Source organism: Streptomyces sp. NPDC101393, assembly GCF_044767385.1.
GTDB lineage: Bacteria > Actinomycetota > Actinomycetes > Streptomycetales > Streptomycetaceae > Streptomyces.
On sequence record NZ_JBIWNU010000011.1, the window covers coordinates 237,334 to 256,071 of the forward strand.

Genomic DNA, 18,738 nt, shown 5'->3' on the forward strand with positions numbered 1-18,738 from the left:
AATGGAGCAGCGTTCCGTTTCAGGTTAGCCGAAACGGAACGCTCCTGACCGCCTTGTCCATCGCCGGTCGCAGGAGACCGGCGGGCGGCAGGTGTCACCGAAAGGGAACCCACATCGTGAGCACATCCACCACCGCCGACGCCTTGGGCACGCCCGCCCCGGTCCTGTCCTTCGGCCCCGTGGTCCTCTCCGTACCCGGACGTCCCGTGGACCTCCACATGCGCGTCTCCGCACCCGCGATCGGAGCCGGCCTTCCCGTCATCCTCCTCTCCCACGGCCACGGCCCCTCGAACAACCTCTCCTCGCTGAACGGCTACGCGCCGCTCGCCAACTACTGGGCAGCCCACGGATTCGTCGTCGTCCAGCCCACCCATCTCACCTCCAGGACACTGGCCGACCTGGTCTCCGACGCCCCCGGAGCCCCCGACTTCTGGCGCTCCCGCGCCGAGGACATGACCCATATCCTCGACCGGATCGACGTGATCGAGAGCGCCGTGCCGCAGCTCGCCGGGCGCATCGACCGCACCAAGGTCGCCGTCGCCGGACACTCGCTCGGTGGCTTCACCGCCGCCCTCCTCCTGGGCGCAGGGCTCACCGACCCCGACACCGGGGACGTGGCGCACCTCGTGGAACCTCGAATCAAGGCGGGCGTTTTGCTCGCCGCGCCCGGCAGGGGCGGCGACGTCTTCAACGGGCCCATGGCCGAACAGTGGCCGATCATCGGGGCCGTCGACTTCTCCACCATGACCACACCCGCATTGGTCGTCGCCGGCGACAAGGACCACTCCCGGCACTTCACGGACATGGGGCCGGACTGGCACGCCGACCCCTACACCCTCGCTCCCGGCCCCAAGACCCTGCTCACCCTGTTCGACGCGGAGCACGGACTCGGTGGGATCGCCGGATACGACGCCGCCGAGACCACCGACGAGAACCCCGTACGAGTCGCCGCCCTCGCCCGACTCACCGCGGCCTACCTCCGCACTCAATTCTCCCCCGGCGCTCCCACTTGGCAGACGACGTGCGAGGCGCTGACAACTGGCCCCGACCCGGTAGGACGAGTCGACTCCAAGTAGGCCCCCTGCGACCGTCCCGTACCCAACGGCCGGTCCCGTATCCAACGTCCCGTTCCGTATCCAGCGGCCGTTCCGTCGTCGTCCGGCTCGCCTCGTCCGGCGCGCCAGGGGGCGCAACCCCTCGCGCGGCACGAACACGGTGAGGCCCAGGGCCCAGGGCCCAGGGCCCAGGAGTCGCAGGGAACGGGGCGCAGCTAAGGCGCCCTGCCGCGGGAGGGGGCGAGGGGCGAGGGGGCAGTCGGCGGACCGGCACTCGACAATGGTGTCCGGGCAGGTGACCGCCACGGTGCGAAGTGCCTCCCCCCCCCGGATCCGCAGTCGTCATCAGCTGCCTCGGCGCTGTCCGGACACCCTCACTCACCGTGCAGATCGCAGACGACCGGGGAGAGCGCTCGAAGAGTGAACAACTGCTGTCGGTATCCGCGAAACTGAGCCGCCCCCTCTCAAGAGCGTGCCCGGGGAGCTGTCTCACCCGGTCGGCTCGACGGCCGGGCAGCGCGTGCCGCGGGCCGGGACCCTCAACGAGATCAGATAGTCGTCGATCGTCTTCCGCGCGCAGGGGCTGCTGCTGTACGTGCCGTGACCCCAGCCCTCGTAGGTGTGCAGGACTCCGTTGCGGCCGAGCTGCTCGGCGACGCCGGTGGCCCACGTGTAGCCGGATGCCGGGTCGTGGACCGAGTTGGTCAGCAGAAGGGGACGGGTGGTCCGCACCTTCAACCGGTGCTGTGGGTTGGCGGGTTCGGGGGCGCCGAGGCAGGCCGAGACGGACATCAGGGCGCGGGGGTACCGCATGTCGGGCGCGATCCTGGCGACGCGGCGCAACTGCCGTGCGTAGTCCTGGTAGTTGCGCACCGGCAGACTCCAGTCCTGGCAGAAGATCTCAAACGGACTGGCCTCGAGGACGGGCTCGGGCTTGCCCTCGGCCCGTATGGACACCGGATCCGCCGTCGCCTTGCCCGCGCTCAGTCCGCGCAGGAACTCCCCCAGCCTCCCCCACTCGGGGTCGTAGAGCAGCTTCATCACCTGAACGTTGAGGTCGAACGGGGCCAACACCCTGCCGCTGGCAGACAATTCCCCGCGCTCGGCCCGGTCCAGCAGATCCGCCCAGAGCGCCCGCACGTCGGAGCCGTGCAGGGCACAGCCCGTGGCCCGCTCACACCACGCCACGAACTCGTCAAAGGAATCCTGGAGCGTGGCGGCCTGCGTGGCGAGGAACTCCCTCGTGCCCAGGCTGTGGTCCACCACGGATTCCAGGACCACGGCACGGACCCGCTTCGGATACTGCTCCGCGTACTGCTCGCCGAGCAGCGTGCCGTACGAACTGCCGTGGAAGGTGAGGGACTTCTCGCCGAGTGCTGCCCGTATCGCATCGAGGTCCTGCACCATGCTGAGGGAGTCGACGTGGTCGAAGAGTCCCTTCTCGGTGTTCCTTCTGCAGTCCGCGCGCAGGTCGCGGTTGTACGTCACTGTGGCGTCGAACTCGGCCTGGCTCTTGATGACCGTAGAGGGACGCCTGCCCAGGCGCTCGTGCGAGCAGCGGATCGGATTGCTGGTCCCCACACCGCGCGGGTCGAAGCTGACGATGTCGAACCGGCTGCGGAGGTGGTCGCTGAACCGGCTCATGTTGCCCTTCTCCACGATCCGGTCCACGCCCGAATCCCCGGGCCCGCCGGGCCCGAACACCATGGAGCCGACACGCGCACCCGAGTCCGTGGCCTTCCGCCGGGCGAGCCGGAGGTCGAAGCGTTCCCCCTCCGGCTTGCGCCAGTCCACCGGCACCGACAGCCCTCCGCACTCCGCTGAGGCGTCGCCCTTGCACGGCTTCCACGCGATGTGCGAGCCCGCCCCCGGGGGCCCCGGCACCCGCTCCTCGCCCGCCTCTGCGCGGTCATGTCGGCTGGGCGCCCCGGACGCGATCTGCACACCCACGGCGCTGACCGTCACGGCCAGCGCCGCACCCCAGACCAGCGCTGAGCGCCGTCTCCAGCGACGATTGCGCCGCTCGCCCGATGCCTGATGGACCGCCACCATGCCTCCCCCTTCGACGTTCCCGAGGTCTCGATCTTCGCCCGCTGCGCGTCCGCCCGGTATCCGGCAAGACCCTGGAATGCCCCGTAGGGGTCTGCCCCAACACACCCTGATAGCGGCTGAATTGAGGTCCGGTCAGTCCGCAGCGAGGACCGTCCGCCGCCCACGACACGACTCCGCCCGCACACCCGGTGCCGCTCCGATGCCACCCCGTCGCCACCCGCGCCGGCGCACCACCGCCCCGGCTCAGCACCGCACTCGTCCACCCGCCCAACACCCAGCCCCTACGGCGTTCGGCCGTGACGGTGCCCCTGTGCTTGAGAGCCGATGGCACGGGTACCCGGAAGCACCAGCGGACAACAAGGCTTGCCGGCGTAATCGATCGGAAGAGGAGCGGCTCGATGAGCAACGCCACCGCACCAGTTGGTCCCGTCCTGGTGGGAGTCGAGGAGGGCAGCCACCAGCAGGACGTCGTCCGGCACGCGGCACGACAAGCAGAACTGCACCACACCCCTCTGCACATCTTGCACGTCGTCGAGGGGCACGGCCCGGCCGGGGGCGACGCAGACCAGGAAGCACGCCAGGGAAGCGACGCCACCCTGGCGGCGCGGGGAGCCTCCCTCGTGGAACCCCTCGCGGCCTTGGTGCGGCTGGAGTTCCCCGGTCTGATGGTGACGGCGGAGGCCGTGGCCGGCCGGGCCGCCGAAGTGCTCCTGGACCGTTCCTCCAAGGTGGCCTCGCTCGTGCTCGGCCATCGCGGCAGCGGCGGGTTCCCCCGCCTGCCGCTGGGCTCGGTCAGCTGGCAGGTGGCAACCCATGCCAACTGCCCGGTTCTCATCGTCCGCCCCCAGGAGAGTTCGGCTGCTCCGGAGCAGCGGGTGGTGGTCGGAGTGGACATCTCCGATGTGTCGGAGGAATCCCTGGACCTGGCGTACGCCGAAGCCGCGGCTCGCGGAGCACGGCTGGAGCTGCTGCACGCCAACTTCCATGTCAGCGAGCTGCCCACCGGCCCGGGAATGGTCGTACCGGACTTCAAGGCCCTCGACGACTCGGCACACCGCGCTCTTGAGGCGGCGGCCGCCGAGCGGCGCGATCGTTTCCCTCGCGTCCAGGTGGACACCCGGGTCGAGCGGGTGCGCCCCTCCACGATCCTGACGGAGGCCTCACACGGCGCCGCACTGCTGGTGGTCGGCTCTCACGGGCGTACCGGTCTGCGCAGGCTGATGCTCGGATCGGTCAGTGCCGAGACGCTGCACACCGCCGCGTGCCCGGTCCTGGTCGTACCACCGCTGACCCACGACTGAAGGATCGCCGCTGACGAGTGAGGGGCCGGCGCGCGCCCACGTGCGGCGGGCCCGCCGGCAGAACGCCACTCACGACGCCTGGGGCACCGCGGCTCACGAAGGCCGGACGAGTTCGAGGAGGCCGAGAGCCGGGTGGCAGAGACAAACGAGTGTGGCTGAGAGGGGGACCGTCATACCCTCTCTTTCAGGCTGCGCCCTCAGGGTAAGAGACGTTTATACCGGTGAGCTCTCCAGCTCACCGGTAATCCATCCAGGCCCTTCCATACGCGCCTCGGGTCACTCCATCAGTCAGTGCAGTCTTCGCATCCAGTGCGGTCTTCACATCGGGCAGCTCGGGAGCTCGGGCGAGGGAGTTCCGTCGCGTCCCCAGCGACCCGCGCCCGCAGGCAAAATCATGACGGCCGACGAGAATACGAGCCGATGTCGCGGGCACGTGACTTCGCAGCGGGCGGTCACCGCATCTCAAGAACCCGCCCGTCCGGAAAGGCATCGTCAGCGAAGGAGCGGATTTCTCATGAGCAATATCTGGGGATACCGTCCGACCGTCGCTCACGCCACGGACAATGCCCTGACGGGGTACAAGGTCGAGGCGACCGACGGAAGCATCGGCAAGGTCGACAAGCACTCCGGCGATGTGCGAGCGCAGTATCTCGTCGTGGACACCGGCCCCTGGATTTTCGGCGCTCAGGTGCTCCTGCCTGCCGGGACCGTCGTAGGGGTCGACGAGGAGAACGAGGAGATCTTCGTGGATCGCACGAAGGAGCAGATACGGAACGCCCCGCAATGGGACCGGGAAAAGCACATCGGCGATGCGCGCCTCCTCGATGAGATCGGCCGTTACTACGGCAGCACCCGGTTTTAGCCCGGCGCCCCTCAAAGCGGCCTCGCGCACCGGTCCCACGGCCACCTCCGCACGTATGCGAGTTCACACGTTTTCGAGCCGATTCACCGGGCATGCGAGGTTTTACACAGCTGCCAGGAGTACGAGATGTGGCGTGGCGAAAAAATGAGTCCATGAACGGCGGGCGGATGAACCGGACCGCGAAACGCTGAAAACAGGTACTGGTACGGCCCGGATGCGAGTGACGCAAGTGTTCGCCTGCACAGTTCATCTGTGTGCTGGTCGTCTGCGCTGTCGTCTGTGCAGATAAGCACTCCCCCACTCACATCCGGCATCACCACGAATAGGAGATTCTCACCGTGGCTGCGAGCAATACCCCTCAGTACACCGTTCCCGGAATGACCACGGCCGAGGGAGAAGAGGTCATCGGGCGCCTGCGTCTGCGACTGCATGCGCTCAATGACCTGGCCCTCACTCTCAAGCACGTGCACTGGAACGTGGTGGGGCCGCACTTCATCGCCGTCCACGAGATGCTCGACCCGCAGGTCGAAGCTGTCCGCGGCATGGTGGACGCCCTGGCGGAGCGCGTCGCGACGCTCGGCGGATCGCCCAGCGGCACGCCCGGCGCGCTGGTCAAGGAGCGGACCTGGGACGACTACTCCGTCGGACGGGCCCAGGCAATCGAGCACCTGGGCGCGCTGGACGTCGTCTACAGCGGGGTCATCAAGGACCACCGGGAGGCGGTGGCCGCCACGGATGCCACCGACCCCGTGACGCAGGATCTGCTCATCGAGCACCTGAGGTCCCTTGAGCTCTTCCAGTGGTTCGTCAGGGCGCACCTCGAAAGCGCCGGCGGGAAGCTCAGCACCGGCTCGGGTGACGGAGAAGCCGAGGCGGGCCGGGCAGCGGCGAAGCAGGCGCGCAATCAGCCCTGATCCGCCGGACAGGCCCCTGTCCTGCGGGGGGCGCGCCGTTCGGCCGGCCGAAGTCGACCGCAGTGCGTGAGGCGGGCGCCCGGCCCAGGACGAGCAGTGGGCCCCCATCCAGGATCGCACCCGGGGCCGAGCCCGGTCCCGGTGCGATCCCCAGCCCGGTCCCGGCCCGGTCCCGGTGCGATCCCCGGCCCGGCCCCGGGTGCGGATGCTCCCTGCCACCGTGATCCTGAAGTAGGAGCCAAGGATCCTGAAGCAGTGGTAGCCGAAGCAGTGGTAGCCAAGTAATCGTGGGGTGATCAGGTGCCCCGCCGCAGCAACGCAACGACAGCCAGCACGCCGCGGCACCGTCGTGGCAGCGGAACGGACGTACATGAGCAATGGATTCATGGGTCCGGAGGGCTACGGCCCGGACCCGTTCGGCGAATTCCTCGCCCGTCTCTTCCGCCGGGCGGCCGAAGGTCCCGGCGGCGCAGGTCCGCTGCCGCGGCAGGCGGACATCGCACACCTGATGAGCGAGCCGGCCCGTGAACTGGTCACCGAGGCGGCTGCTTACGCCGCCGAGCACGGGAGCCCCGAACTGGGCACCGAGCACCTGCTGCGGGCGGCACTGGCCACCGAGCCGACACGCAGCCTGATGGCACAGTCGGGCGCCGATCCCGAAGCGTTGGCCGCCGATATCGACAACAGCGCCGGGGAAGGCCCCCGGCAAACGCGCGTCATCGTCACGCCGGCGGTCAAGCGGGCATTGCTGGGCGCGCACGATCTGGCGCTGGGCTCGGGGGCCTCGTACATCGGTCCCGAGCATGTTCTGGAGGCGCTCGCCGACAACCCGGACTCGGCTGCGGGCCGCATTCTGAACGTCGCGCACTTCGATCCCCATGCCGCCGCCGCGGGAAGCAGTCCCGGGCACGAGACCACGACCGCCGAGCAGAGCGCCGCCCCGCGGCATGACACGCCGACGCTGGACAAGTACAGCCACGACCTGACCGATATGGCGCGCGCCGGCCGGATCGACCCGGTCATCGGCCGCGAGGACGAGATCGAGCAGACCATCGAGGTGCTGTCCCGCCGGGGCAAGAACAATCCCGTACTGGTCGGTGATGCCGGGGTGGGCAAGACCGCGATCGTCGAAGGCCTGGCGCAGCGTCTCGCCGACGGCGAGGTTCCCGCGACGCTGACCGGTCGGCGCATCGTGTCCCTGGACCTGAGCAGCGTCGTTGCCGGCACCCGCTACCGGGGTGACTTCGAAGAGCGCTTCCACGCCATCATCGACGAGGTCCGCGCACACGCGGACTCCTTGATCGTCTTCATCGACGAACTGCACACGGTGGTGGGCGCGGGCAGCAGCGGCTCGGAGGGAGGGTCGCTGGAAGCGAGCAACATGCTCAAGCCGGCGCTGGCCCGTGGCGAAATGCATGTCATCGGCGCCACCACCCTGGAGGAATACCGGCGCCACATCGAGAAGGACGCGGCGCTGGCCCGGCGCTTCCAGCCGGTCCAGGTGCCCGAGCCGGGCATCGCGGACGCCATCGAGATTCTGCGCGGGCTGCAGGACCGCTACGAGGCCCACCACCAGGTGCGCTACACGAACGAAGCGGTGACCGCCGCGGTCGAGCTGTCGGACCGCTACCTCGCCCACCGCTATCTTCCGGACAAGGCCATCGACTTGATCGATCAGGCAGGCGCCCGCGTCCGGCTCCGTTCGGGCACCCCCAGCAGCAGCGCACGCGACCTCGAACGCGAGGTGGAGCAGCTGGTCAGGGACAAGGACCAGGCTGTCGCCTCGGAGCAGTACGAACGTGCCACGGAACTGCGCGACCGCATTGCCGAACTCTGCGGCCGGATCGAGGCCTCCAAGGGCACCCAGCCGGGCGATGGAACGGTCGTCGAGGTCACGCCTCAGGATGTCGCCGACATCGTGTCGCGGCAGACGGGCGTCCCCGTCAGCAACCTGACAGCGGAGGAGAAGAGCCGGCTGCTCGGGCTGGAGGAGCGGCTCCGTGCGCGGGTCATCGGGCAGGGGGACGCCGTCAGAGCCGTGTCGGAGGCGATCCTGCGTTCGCGGGCGGGCCTCGCCGACCCGGAACGGCCCATCGGCAGCTTCCTCTTCCTCGGGCCGACGGGTGTGGGCAAGACCGAATTGGCCCGCGCGCTCGCGGAGGCCCTGTTCGGCAGTGAGGAACAGTTGGTGCGGCTCGATATGAGCGAGTACCAGGAGCGGCACACGGTGAGCCGGCTGGTCGGCTCACCGCCCGGTTACGTCGGCCACGAGGAGGCGGGCCAGCTGACCGAGGCCGTACGCCACCGCCCGTACTCCCTGCTGCTGCTCGACGAGGTGGAAAAGGCCCACCCCGACGTGTTCCACATGCTCCTTCAGGTGCTCGACGACGGACACCTGACCGACGCGCAGGGCCGCACGGTCGACTTCAAGAACACCGTCATCGTGATGACGAGCAACCTCGGTTCGGACGCCCTCAGCGGCGGCCGCGGCGTCCTCGGATTCGGTGCGTCCGAAGGCGATGCCGAGGCGGCAGGTGAGGGCGCGCGAACCCGGGCACTGGCGACGCTGCGTGAGCACTTCCGTCCGGAATTCCTCAACCGGCTCGACGAGATCATCGTCTTCCGGCGGCTCACGGACGACCAACTGCGCCGGATCACGAGCCTGTTGCTGGAGGCGACGAGCCGTCGGCTCAACGCCCAGGACATCGCGATCGACTACACCCCTGAGGCCGTCGACTGGATCGCCCGCCAGGGCCACCGGCCCGAATTCGGTGCACGACCGCTACGCCGCACCATCCAGCGCGAGATCGGCAATGTGCTCTCCCGGCTCCTCCTCGACGGTGGCGTTTCCGCCGGCGACCGGGTGCGCGTAGAGGTGGAGAACGACGGCCTGGCCTTCCGCACCTCGCCGGACAAAGCGGCGAGCGAGGAGGGTTAAGGGGCTCGTGTACTTGTGGACTCGTGTGGGACGGCGGGGGCAGGCGCGAGGCAGCGGCAGCACCTGCCCCATGCTGCCCCTGCCGCTCCGCAGGTCCGTGCCAGAACCACGCAGGTTCGTGCCAGATCTACGCAGGTCCGACGCGCACGCCTCTCGCGCACGCCGGTCACCCCACGTCAGCCGGTCGCGCTGCTGCCGTAGTAGGAACCGACCTGTTGGTGGTAGCCGGGGTCGCCGAGATGGGTGTCCTTGTCGAACTCCGGCGCATCCTTGATCTGTTGCTTGTCCCGGCTCACGTAGATCTTCTCCTCGCCGGCGTCGACACCCGTAACGGTGCCGGCGGGCAGCAGGACCTGCTTACCGAAGATCCATACTCCCGTATCGACGACCAGGTAGGCGGCACCGACCTCATCGGAATGCTTGTCGACCTTTCCGATACTGCCATCGATCGCCTCGACCTTGTAGCCGATCAGATTCGCGCCCGCGACAAGACCGGTCGTCTCCGACGGGTAGCTCCAGATATTGGCCGTCATTATCATTCTCCCTCTGCGGTGAGTAGTTGTTCCGTCACGCCGAAGTCATCCGGCCATGAAATTCCTTGTGCCCTGCACCGGGGCACGCACACCTGCATGAGCAAGGCGATCGAGAGCACTTTGCGACGGGCCTACCCGAACGGGAATACGTACCTGCCTATTCCCATCGAGCGAGGGAGATTCCCACCGGGTGGGGAAGGCGATTCCGTGCGGCTGATTCCACGCGGCCCGGAATTCGACAGGACGCCCCTGCTCTCCGTTTTGGCGGGCACGTGCCGGGCACACGGGGACAGGCAACAACCGCACAGCGGCACGTTGCCGGTACAGCCGGACGGAACACGACCGGACAGAACACCATCGGAGGCTCGCTCATGCTCAAGGCCATCGCAGACGTTTTCCGCGCCATCGGAGGCGCCATCGCCACCGTCATCACCCTCCCCTTCCGCGCCATCGCCCGACTCTTCGGAGGAGCGTCGGACAGTGTCCACGGCCGCCACTGAACGCTGGTGGGGGCGGGCAGGCCGGAGAAGGCCGCCGCGGCCCCCGTCCGCCGCCTCCCCCCGCCGCACCACAGCCCGCACCCCCGGGGCGAGGTGTGCGGCCGCGCCCGACGGGGCATGCGCGCCAGCAGAGATACGATTGCGGTGCGGGACGCATGATACGGGGACAAGCCCGGTGACTGCGGGCCATGCGAGAGGCGCGAGACTTTCGTTCGTTCGTCGTGCGACGCATTGAAGTGGTGATGTTGACGACCGAATGAGCGGATCGGAGTGTCAGTTATGGGCGGTAATCCCCTTAAGGGCGGTACCCCCGCACGGAATGCCTCCTCACGGAAAACCTCGTCGAATAACGCCGCTCTGGGCGCTTCCGAGGTGATCGAATTGCTGGAAATTCTCTGGGGTCGCGGCCGTGATGCGGCAGGAACTCCCGCAGTCTCTCCCTCGCAGCTGCGCGTGATGTACACCCTCGACCGCGAGGAGGGAATCAATATGCGCATGCTCGGCGAAGCACTCGGTGCGGCCCCGTCCTCGGTCAGTCGGCTGTGCGATCGCATGCAGGCCACCGGCCTGGTGGAGCGCAGCCCAAGTGCCGCAAGCCGACGGGAACTTGAGCTCCGGCTGACCAGCCGCGGCAAGACGTACCTCGCGGATCTGCGGGCGCAGCGGGAAGAGGTGCTGCTGGAGGCGATCGCGGCCATGACGCCCAAGGCCCGGAAGGCGCTGATCGAGGGGCTGTCCGGCTTTCAGGGCGCGGTGGCCGGGCACCACTCCGCCCTTTCCTTGTCCCCGCAGTCCGTATCGCCCCGCAGGCCTGCCTGAGCCTGCTGCGGAGCGGTCGTGGTCGTCCTCACCGGCCGTGCCAGTCGAGACACAGGATGAGGGCGTCGTCCTCCACCGGGACACCGCCCCGGTAGTCACGCAGATCTCGCAGGACCGCCTGGGGCACCTGGGGCGGCGGCAGGAAGCTGTTGGCGGTCAACGCCCTGGCGAGGGCGCGTTCCCCGTAGTGCTCGCCGGCCGCCGAGGTGGTGTCGTAGACGCCGTCGCTGCCGATGAGGAGCCGGTCACCGGGACGCACCTCGAAGCGTTCGGTGACGTACGCGGTCTCCTCGAACATGCCCAGCGGCAACTGAGCGTCAAAGTCCACCGCGTCTACCGTGCGCCCCCGCAGGCGCCACATGCGCGGGGAGCCGGCGTCGACGGCTTCGACCCCGCCGGTGGCGAGGTCGAAGCGCAGCAGGAGCACCGAGGCGTACGCGGCGCCCCGGTAGTGGGCGTAGACGGCCTGGTCGGCGAGGGCCGCCTGACCGGCGAGGTCGATGCCGGCGCGGCGGGCGTTGCGCAGCGCGTTCACGACGAGACCGGTCAGCAGCGCGGCTTCGATGCCCTCCCCCATGCCGTTGGTGACGGTCAGGGTCAGGTGGTCGGTGGAGACCGACCAGTCGAAGTTGTCGCCGAAGATCGCGTAGGCCGGTTCGAGGTGAGCGCCGAGGGAGAACTCGGCACGGGCGCAGGAGCGGCCCGGGAGCAGCTGCCACTGCATCTCGGCGGCGAGGGTGAGACGGGCGGCGCGGCGGGCGAGCACGTAGAGGTCGGTATCCCGTTCGGCGACGAGAATTTCGTGGCCGAGCGCCTCACAGACGTGCTGAATCTCGGGAAGGAGAGCCTGGGTGAAACGGTCCCTGGGCGCCGAAACGCTGAGCACCCCCATACGGTCGCCGCGAATCGTGATCGGAAAGTGCGCGGCGACCGAGGGGCCACCGGACCAGGGCTCCACGTATGGCTCCTGCGTACCGAAGGCACGGCCCTGGGGGCTGCTGTGGATGAACACCGCTTCGGTGGTGAGCGGCACCGGCTCGACGACCTGGAGCGAGGTCACGCTGTAATCGGCGAGGCGCAGCTCCACCCAATCGACGCCGTAACGCTCGCCGAGGGCGGCCCTGATGACGTCGAGCAGGGTGTCGGGGGCGGCGTTGCGCAGTGCTCGCTCGATATCGTCGAATCTGTCCACGTGTTCCTGCTCTTCCCGATGCCCGGTCCTGATAAGGCGGCTGGGCGCTTTCTCCCAGCGTGCCCGACGCGAGGGCGATACCGCGTCATGGGTCGTTGTCGTCGGCTTGCCGTCAGCCTGTTACCTGATCCCGCTGCGGCGTCCGGCCTCAACAGTTTCCCTACAGCAAACATATCGCGCCTCCGAGCGGAACGTACCGAGAAGGGCGCCTTTGCCCAGGTCAGAGCGGTACGAATGCCGCTCGACCGCGCCCGCGGGCCTACCGAACGGGGCGCCGCCGGCAGCGCTGGCTCGATCCGCGCCTTCGCCTTCGCCTTCGAGAATCCGGAAAGCGCGTCCTGAAAACCATATGAAAACGCACCTATAATAGGCATAACGGGATCTACCGCCGACGCCTGCGTCTGCGTCTGCGTCTGCGTCTGCGTCTGCGCCCAGGAAGACGTCTCGCCCGAGCCGCGATGGCTTCCCGGGTATCCCCCGTGCCCGGTCGTTCATCGCGCCGAGTCGGCGCAGCGTCATGACGACCCACCGTGTGATCGGAACCGTGTTGACGGAAGGGAAGGGTTACGTGCGATGAGCGCCAGCGAGAAGGCAAAGGCGAAGACCGAGCAGCTCAAGGGCAAGGTCAAGAAGGAGGCGGGACGCGCGGTCGGAAACGAGAGCGCCGCCGCCGAGGGCAGCGCCGAGGAAAGCAAGGGGAATCTTCGCGACGCCAAGGAAAAGGCGAAGGACGCGTTGAAGGACTGACGGCGAAGACCGCCCGCACGGCGGAAACTCGGCGGATCACACTGATCCGGCCGAGCTTCCGCCGCCGTGGCCCCCCACACGCTTCCTCGCCCCCACACGCGGCGACCGCTCTGTCCGCAGGGGCGGGCACAGCGAGTGCCGCGGGAAGGCCTAAGCGCGACCCGTCAGCGACTCCGGAGGGCGTTGAGCCGGGCGGCTTGGCGCGTCAGGTGGTCGCGCTCGGCAAGGTTGGGCGCCTTTGCGGCCGCCTCGGCGTACATCCGTGCCGCCGTCGCCAGGTCGCCGTCACGCTCGTGGAGGTACGCCGCCACCGCGGAGTGGCGGGGCAGTGAGTCGTCCAGCGCCGCGAGTGCCGCCAGGCCGGCGCGCGGCCCATCGGCCTCGCCCACGGCCACCGCGCGGTTGAGGCGGACGACCGGGCTGTCGGTCAGGCGCGCGAGCTCGTCGTACCACTCGACGATCTGCACCCAGTCGGTCTCCTCGGCGGCGGGCGCGTCGGCATGGAGTGCCGCGATGGCCGCCTGGGCCTGGAACTCGCCCAGCCGGTCGCGGGCGAGGGCCGCCTGCAGGATCTCGACGCCCTCGGCGATCGATTCGGTGTCCCACCGGCCGCGGTCCTGCTCAGCGAGCGGCACCAGGCTTCCGTCAGCCGCGGTCCGGGCAGCACGCCGGGCATGGTGGAGCAGCATGAGAGCGAGCAGCCCCGCCACCTCCGGGTGATCGATCGCGGCCGCGAGCTGCCGGGTGAGCCGGATGGCCTCGGCAGCGAGGTCGACGTCGCCGGAGTAGCCCTCGTTGAAGACCAGGTAGAGGACCCGCAGCACGGTGGCGACGTCGCCGGGCTGCTCGAACCGCACGCCGGAGACGGTGCGCTTGGCCCGGCTGATGCGCTGCGCCATGGTCGCTTCGGGCACGAGGTAGGCCTGGGCGATCTGGCGGGTGGTCAGCCCGCCGACGGCGCGCAGCGTGAGCGCGACCGCGGACGACGGTGTCAGCGACGTGTGGGCGCACAGGAAGTAGAGCTGGAGTGTGTCGTCCACCGAGGGCGCGGGGCCCGGCGCCGGCTGCTCGTCGACGAGGTCCTCACGACGGCGGCGGGCGGTGTCCGCCCGCGTCGCGTCGAGGAACCGGCGCCAGGCCACGGTGATCAGCCAGCCCTTCGGGTCCCGCGGCGCCTCGGACGGCCAGGCGCGGACCGCCTCGACCAGCGCGTCCTGCACAGCGTCCTCGGCCGCCGCGAAATCGGCTCCGCGGCGGACGAGGATGCCGAGCACGCTCGGTGTGAGGCTCCGGAGCAGGACCTCGTTCACCTCAGAGTTCACCCGTTCACTCCGTGATGGTGGGCGGCTCGGTAAGGAACGGGCGCAGTTCGAGCCACTCGTGGATCGCCTCCCCACCCTTACCGGGGGCGGCCGACAGTTCCCCGGCCAGCTCGACGGCACGCTCGTGGCTGTCGACGTCGATCACCATCCACCCGGCGATGAGGTCCTTCGTCTCGGCGAACGGACCGTCGGTGACCGGCGGCCGCCCCTCACCGTCGTAGCGGACCCACGTTCCCTCAGGGGCGAGCGCCTGACCGTCGACGAACTCGCCGGTCTGCTCCAGGCGGGCCGCGAAGTCGTTCATGTACTGCATGTGCGCCGAGATCTCCTCCGGCGTCCACTGGTCCATCGGCACGTCGTTGACCGCCGCCGGAGCGCCGCGGTAGTGCTTGAGCAGCAGGTACTTGGCCATGGTGATTCTCCTCGGTACTGGTGCGGCCCATTGTGGTCGCTTTCACCACGGGGACGGAGCCGGCCGCGGGTTCTCGACATCATCGACAGAATTTCTTTGACTCTCGTGGATGAGCCCGGGTGAGCGGCCTCGTGGCGTCCGGATCCGCGGGGGCGGGGGCGTGCGGGCGAGGGCGTGACGGACGGCGGCGAGACGGGCGAGGCCTTCCAAGATCGGCGGGCGAACGTCTCGTTCTTCCGCCGGCGTGCCAACGCGACGGGCCAGGTGGAAGCAACCGGGCTCGCACCGGCGCGGCGTGATCGCACGCCGCCGGTCGTCCAAGAGCCAGGACACGATGCTCGGCGGGTTCGTGGGTGTCGCATGCCGAGCACGGCAGGTGGCAAAACCGCCAAGGCCCTCTGGCCACCGGTGTGTTGAGTACGGACACCGCGGCGACGCCGAGGGGCCACCGCCTCGTCACCAGCCCCGCTGTCCAGCCCCTTCCGGCCCGTCAGCACTGGGTGAAGGGGGTTGGGTTAGCCTGAAACTTTCCGTATGGCGATACCAGCACGTGTGCGTTCACCGGGAGCAAGTCCCGCTTGCCGGTGCGCCCAGGAGTACCCATGTCCATGGATGAACAGGGCGGCCGGACGCTGCCGACCAAGGAAGCGGCACGCAAGGCGCGCGTCGCACGCAGGCTGCGGCGCATCCTCGCCGTGCCGTTCTGGGCGCTGCTGGTGCTCTTCATCGTCTCCTGGCCGGTCGGGGAGATCCATCCGACCACCGGGGGGAACGTGGCCCGTTTCCTCGCCCCGATACTGCTGATACCGATCACCCTGATACGCGCGATGCCCACCGCGCGCGTCGTCGGTCTCTCCCACTACCGGAGCCCTCGCTTCCGTCGCCGGCCCGGCTGCCTCGTGGGGTTCGGTGTCTTCTTCGGGGTCTTCGCCCTCTCCGGAGCCGCGAACGTCCTCGCTCCGGCGCTGGTTCCGACGATCCCGGTGAACGCCAAGGTCACCAAGTGCCACGTTGACGCCGGCGGCGACGATGTCGACTGCTTCGGCAACTGGACCGTCAACGGCATCCGCGAGACCGGTCAGGCCCTGCCCGTCAGCGCTCGGACCGGCAGTACGGTCCGCATCGAGGTCAGCCAGGTCGCCCCCCACGCCGCCTACGCCCGGCTCTCCGACGGACGTGAGGCACTGGGCGTGGTGGTCGGTGCGGTCGGTGTGCTCGTGACGGGTGCGAGCCTGTGCGAGCTGATTGTGGCCCGCGGCCGGATCCGTCGGGGGCTCGACGACGTGATTGCGGGGCGCGCAGCCGTACGCGCACAGGTCCTGACCATGCGCCAGGCAGGCTGACGGCGTCGCAGCCGTGAGCTGGTGTGACGGGCCGGAATTGGCGGCCCTCACAGCCCATGGGAGGGGTGAGGCACCGACGCCTGGGTCAGCCGCCGGTGTGCCACGGGGCCGGCCCGGTGCCTGCTTCCCAGGCGAAGAGCATGTCGTGGTCGAGACACCGGATGCCGCTCCGCTCGGCGTACTCCACTGCGGGCTCGGTGAAGGTGCTGGTGGTGACGACTGCCGCGATATCGGCGTCATGGACGGTGAAGCAGGTCCCGCCGAAACGTTGGACGTCCTGCGACCCGACCTTGTTGGTGTCGCGGTATTGCTTGCACTGGACGACGAGACGGCGTCCGTCCGGCGTCACGGCAAGGACATCGGCGCCCAGGTCGTTGGCGCCACCGACGACACGGACCTCCCGGCAGCCGTCGCGTTCACACAGGAGCGCCACGGCTCGCTCGAATTCATCCGGGATCAGCTCGGCGTCGTCGGCCAGATAGTCGACGTCGTCCGTTACGTCCTCCTCGCTCTGGAGGCTGATTTCGGGGGCAGCCGGGGCCACTTGGGCACGCACGGTGCCGGTGCGCCGAGGCGTGGCCCCGCCGCGCATTCTGCGCCGGACGATCACCAGGGCCGTCGCGACAAGCACCAGTCCGAGCAGTACGACTGCCCGGGGGTGGATCGCCGGGCCCTGGAAGAGGGCCTGAAGGGCGAGACCGATACCGAGTACGCCGCTGACGACGAGCCCGAAGGCGATGGTCAGCTTCCGCATGCTGAATCGAGGGCGGCGAGTGGTTGCATGCTCCCGGCGTATCGGTGTCACCATGAACAGTTGTCTCCCAGCAGTGAGTCGAAGATCGTTTGGATCTTGTACCCCACCGCCCCCTGATCATTGCCGCAAGATCACTCCGGACGCGCGCGCTCCACACCCCACATTCATTGCGCCGCATGACGTTTGCTGCCCAGGCGACCTCCGAGGGCTTCAGGCCTCCTCGGCCGCTCCTCGCCCCGCCGTACCCGCCGTACCCGCCGTACCCGCCGTACCCGCCAGAGAATGATCTCTGGTCTCCGACCTCTGGTCTCTGGTCTCTGGTCTCTGGTCTCTGGTCTCTGGTTGACCCTCAACCCCGATAGCGGCTGTGCGCCTGCATCAGCCCATGGAAGGAAGATCCGCCATTCCCATCAAGACTCTGCAGATTCCCACCACCGACGGTCAGGCCGACGCTTTCGCCGCCTTCCCGGACCGGGGTGAGCGGCACCCGGGGGTGCTGCTGTACACGGACGCCTTCGGCGTGCGGCCCGAGTTGGAGGAGAGGGCCCGCGAACTGGCCGGGCACGGGTACTACGTGCTCGTCCCCAACCTCTACTACCGGCACGGCCCGGCACCGGTGATCGAACTTCCCGAGCACATCGGAGAGGACGTCCGGTCCGCGGTCTTCGCCGAGCTGATGCCCTTGATCGAGGCGCACACCACCGAACGGGTCCTGCGCGACGCCGACGGCTACCTCAGGTTCCTCACCACCCAGCCCGAGGTCGGCGCCGGACCGGTCGCCGTGATCGGCTACTGCCTGGGCGCCGCCCTGGCGATGCGCACCGCGACAGCCCACCCCGACCAGGTGGCCGCCGTCGCCGGATTCCACCCCGGCTTCCTGGTCACCGACGCACCCGACAGCCCGCACCGCCTCGCCCCCAAGCTCACTGCCCAGGTACACATCGGCCTCGCCGAGAACGACCTGTCGCCCGAGGCGCTCAGCGAGCTCAACCAGGCCCTGGATGCCGCGGGTGTCGGCTACACCACCGAGATCTACCCCGGCACCCTCCACGGCTTCACGATGTCCGACACCGATGCCTTCAGCCCCTCCGCACTGCAGCGCCACTGGGACCGTCTGCTCCCCCTCCTCGACCGCACCCTGGCCAACAACTGACGCTCCGGCTCGGAACCGCACCCCGATCAGACGGCACGTACACGACTCCGGAGCCCTTGGCTCGCTCCCCGGCCGCAGTCCAGCGGCGGTATCGGCCAGGGCCCGGCGATCGTGACGACCGGGCCCGATGATCGTGGTCCCGCGCTCCGCGCCGCCCGTACGTCCGAAGCTCCCGCTCCCGAGCGTGAGAGAAGACGCAGGTCAGGCGCCCATGTCACATCCCGCCGAGCTGTGCCGTCGTACGTGTGCAAGCATCAATAAACGGCAGAGGAGATCACCATGAGTGCCCGTTTGGACGCCTTCAGCAGCCCGACCGTGGGCAAGGTCTTCAAGCACATCATCGCCGCAGGCAAGATCCTCGAGGACTCGACACTGCCGACCGCGACGCAGGAGCTGGTGAGGCTTCGCGCCAGCCAGATCAACGGGTGCGGTTTCTGCACCGACATGCACAGCAAGGACGCGACTGCGGCCGGTGAGACCTCGCTGCGTCTCAACCTGGTCGCGGCATGGCGGGAAGCCACGGTCTTCACCGAGGCCGAGCGGGCCGCGCTGGAGCTGGCGGAGCAGGGCACCCGCATCGCGGACGCGGCCGGCGGGGTCACGGACGAGGCCTGGGCGAACGCCGCCAAGCACTACGACGAGGAGCAGCTGGCCGCTCTGGTGTGCGCCATCGCCCTGATCAACGCCTTCAACCGGGCGAACGTCATGATCCAGCAGCCCGCCGGCGACTACCAGCCCGGCCAGTTCGGATAACCCGGATCGCCCGGCCGGACCGCCGGCGCCCCGCGGCTGCCGCACCCACGCCCCGGACACCCCTCGCCGGGACCCGGGGCGTCGCGGC

At 69.1% G+C, this 18,738-nt stretch carries 17 protein-coding genes; 11 read left to right on the plus strand and 6 right to left on the minus strand.

Going from position 1 to position 18,738, the window contains the following annotated elements:
* Positions 1-116: 116 nt before the first annotated feature.
* Entirely contained in the window at positions 117-1,076 is a 960-nt protein-coding gene (locus tag ACIRQ7_RS31660; protein WP_404266050.1) for an alpha/beta hydrolase family protein, read from the plus strand.
* 468 nt (positions 1,077-1,544) lie between these two features.
* On the opposite strand, the gene ACIRQ7_RS31665 is transcribed toward ACIRQ7_RS31660, so the two are convergent.
* A complete protein-coding gene (locus ACIRQ7_RS31665) occupies positions 1,545-3,107 on the minus strand; it encodes an alpha/beta hydrolase (protein ID WP_404266051.1) in 1,563 nt (520 codons plus the stop codon).
* Positions 3,108-3,505: 398 nt separating this feature from the next.
* Here ACIRQ7_RS31665 and ACIRQ7_RS31670 point away from each other — a divergent pair, with 398 nt between their 5' ends.
* The 4 genes from ACIRQ7_RS31670 to ACIRQ7_RS31685 all read left to right on the plus strand — a co-directional run bounded on the left by ACIRQ7_RS31670 (position 3,506) and on the right by ACIRQ7_RS31685 (position 9,122).
* The gene (locus tag ACIRQ7_RS31670) at positions 3,506-4,408 is read left to right on the plus strand and encodes a universal stress protein (RefSeq protein ID WP_404266052.1); all 903 of its coding nucleotides are present in this window, start codon (positions 3,506-3,508) and stop codon (positions 4,406-4,408) included.
* Between the two features lie 514 nt (positions 4,409-4,922).
* Complete coding sequence (locus ACIRQ7_RS31675) at positions 4,923-5,270, plus strand: PRC-barrel domain containing protein (protein ID WP_404266053.1); 348 nt, start codon at positions 4,923-4,925, stop codon at positions 5,268-5,270.
* Between the two features lie 377 nt (positions 5,271-5,647).
* Positions 5,648-6,184 carry a Dps family protein gene (locus ACIRQ7_RS31680; RefSeq protein WP_404266054.1) on the plus strand — a complete coding sequence of 179 codons (537 nt, stop codon included), beginning with the start codon at positions 5,648-5,650 and terminating at the stop codon, positions 6,182-6,184.
* 370 nt (positions 6,185-6,554) lie between these two features.
* The gene (locus ACIRQ7_RS31685; RefSeq protein WP_404266055.1) at positions 6,555-9,122 is read left to right on the plus strand and encodes an ATP-dependent Clp protease ATP-binding subunit; all 2,568 of its coding nucleotides are present in this window, start codon (positions 6,555-6,557) and stop codon (positions 9,120-9,122) included.
* A 176-nt stretch (positions 9,123-9,298) separates the two neighbouring features.
* Here the strand turns inward: ACIRQ7_RS31685 and ACIRQ7_RS31690 are convergent, their stop codons facing one another.
* Complete coding sequence (locus ACIRQ7_RS31690) at positions 9,299-9,655, minus strand: PRC-barrel domain-containing protein (RefSeq protein ID WP_404266056.1); 357 nt, start codon at positions 9,653-9,655, stop codon at positions 9,299-9,301.
* A gap of 371 nt (positions 9,656-10,026) precedes the next feature.
* On the opposite strand from ACIRQ7_RS31690, the gene ACIRQ7_RS31695 reads away from it, so the two are divergent.
* Both ACIRQ7_RS31695 and ACIRQ7_RS31700 read left to right on the plus strand, forming a co-directional pair.
* Complete coding sequence (locus ACIRQ7_RS31695; protein WP_403670140.1) at positions 10,027-10,155, plus strand: LPFR motif small protein; 129 nt, start codon at positions 10,027-10,029, stop codon at positions 10,153-10,155.
* Between the two features lie 279 nt (positions 10,156-10,434).
* Complete coding sequence (locus ACIRQ7_RS31700; RefSeq protein ID WP_404266057.1) at positions 10,435-10,974, plus strand: MarR family winged helix-turn-helix transcriptional regulator; 540 nt, start codon at positions 10,435-10,437, stop codon at positions 10,972-10,974.
* A gap of 28 nt (positions 10,975-11,002) precedes the next feature.
* Here the strand turns inward: ACIRQ7_RS31700 and ACIRQ7_RS31705 are convergent, their stop codons facing one another.
* Entirely contained in the window at positions 11,003-12,166 is a 1,164-nt protein-coding gene (locus tag ACIRQ7_RS31705) for a PP2C family protein-serine/threonine phosphatase (protein WP_404266058.1), read from the minus strand.
* 573 nt (positions 12,167-12,739) lie between these two features.
* On the opposite strand from ACIRQ7_RS31705, the gene ACIRQ7_RS31710 reads away from it, so the two are divergent.
* Entirely contained in the window at positions 12,740-12,913 is a 174-nt protein-coding gene (locus ACIRQ7_RS31710) for a CsbD family protein (RefSeq protein WP_404266059.1), read from the plus strand.
* A gap of 164 nt (positions 12,914-13,077) precedes the next feature.
* Here ACIRQ7_RS31710 and ACIRQ7_RS31715 read toward each other — a convergent pair whose 3' ends face one another.
* Together ACIRQ7_RS31715 and ACIRQ7_RS31720 are read right to left on the minus strand one after the other, a co-directional pair.
* On the minus strand, positions 13,078-14,223 hold the full coding sequence (locus ACIRQ7_RS31715; protein ID WP_404266120.1) for an RNA polymerase sigma factor: 1,146 nt from the start codon (positions 14,221-14,223) through the stop codon (positions 13,078-13,080).
* A gap of 16 nt (positions 14,224-14,239) precedes the next feature.
* Complete coding sequence (locus ACIRQ7_RS31720) at positions 14,240-14,647, minus strand: YciI family protein (protein ID WP_404266060.1); 408 nt, start codon at positions 14,645-14,647, stop codon at positions 14,240-14,242.
* A gap of 602 nt (positions 14,648-15,249) precedes the next feature.
* On the opposite strand from ACIRQ7_RS31720, the gene ACIRQ7_RS31725 reads away from it, so the two are divergent.
* Complete coding sequence (locus tag ACIRQ7_RS31725) at positions 15,250-15,990, plus strand: hypothetical protein (protein WP_404266061.1); 741 nt, start codon at positions 15,250-15,252, stop codon at positions 15,988-15,990.
* Between the two features lie 85 nt (positions 15,991-16,075).
* On the opposite strand, the gene ACIRQ7_RS31730 is transcribed toward ACIRQ7_RS31725, so the two are convergent.
* The gene (locus tag ACIRQ7_RS31730; RefSeq protein ID WP_404266062.1) at positions 16,076-16,744 is read right to left on the minus strand and encodes a restriction endonuclease; all 669 of its coding nucleotides are present in this window, start codon (positions 16,742-16,744) and stop codon (positions 16,076-16,078) included.
* A gap of 403 nt (positions 16,745-17,147) precedes the next feature.
* Between ACIRQ7_RS31730 and ACIRQ7_RS31735 the strand changes: the two genes are divergently transcribed.
* Positions 17,148-17,897 (plus strand): dienelactone hydrolase family protein, encoded by a 750-nt coding sequence (locus tag ACIRQ7_RS31735; protein WP_404266121.1) that lies wholly within the window; start codon positions 17,148-17,150, stop codon positions 17,895-17,897.
* A gap of 279 nt (positions 17,898-18,176) precedes the next feature.
* Positions 18,177-18,650: a carboxymuconolactone decarboxylase family protein gene (locus ACIRQ7_RS31740; RefSeq protein WP_401478309.1), complete on the plus strand. Its 474-nt coding sequence runs from the start codon at positions 18,177-18,179 to the stop codon at positions 18,648-18,650.
* Positions 18,651-18,738: the final 88 nt, after the last annotated feature.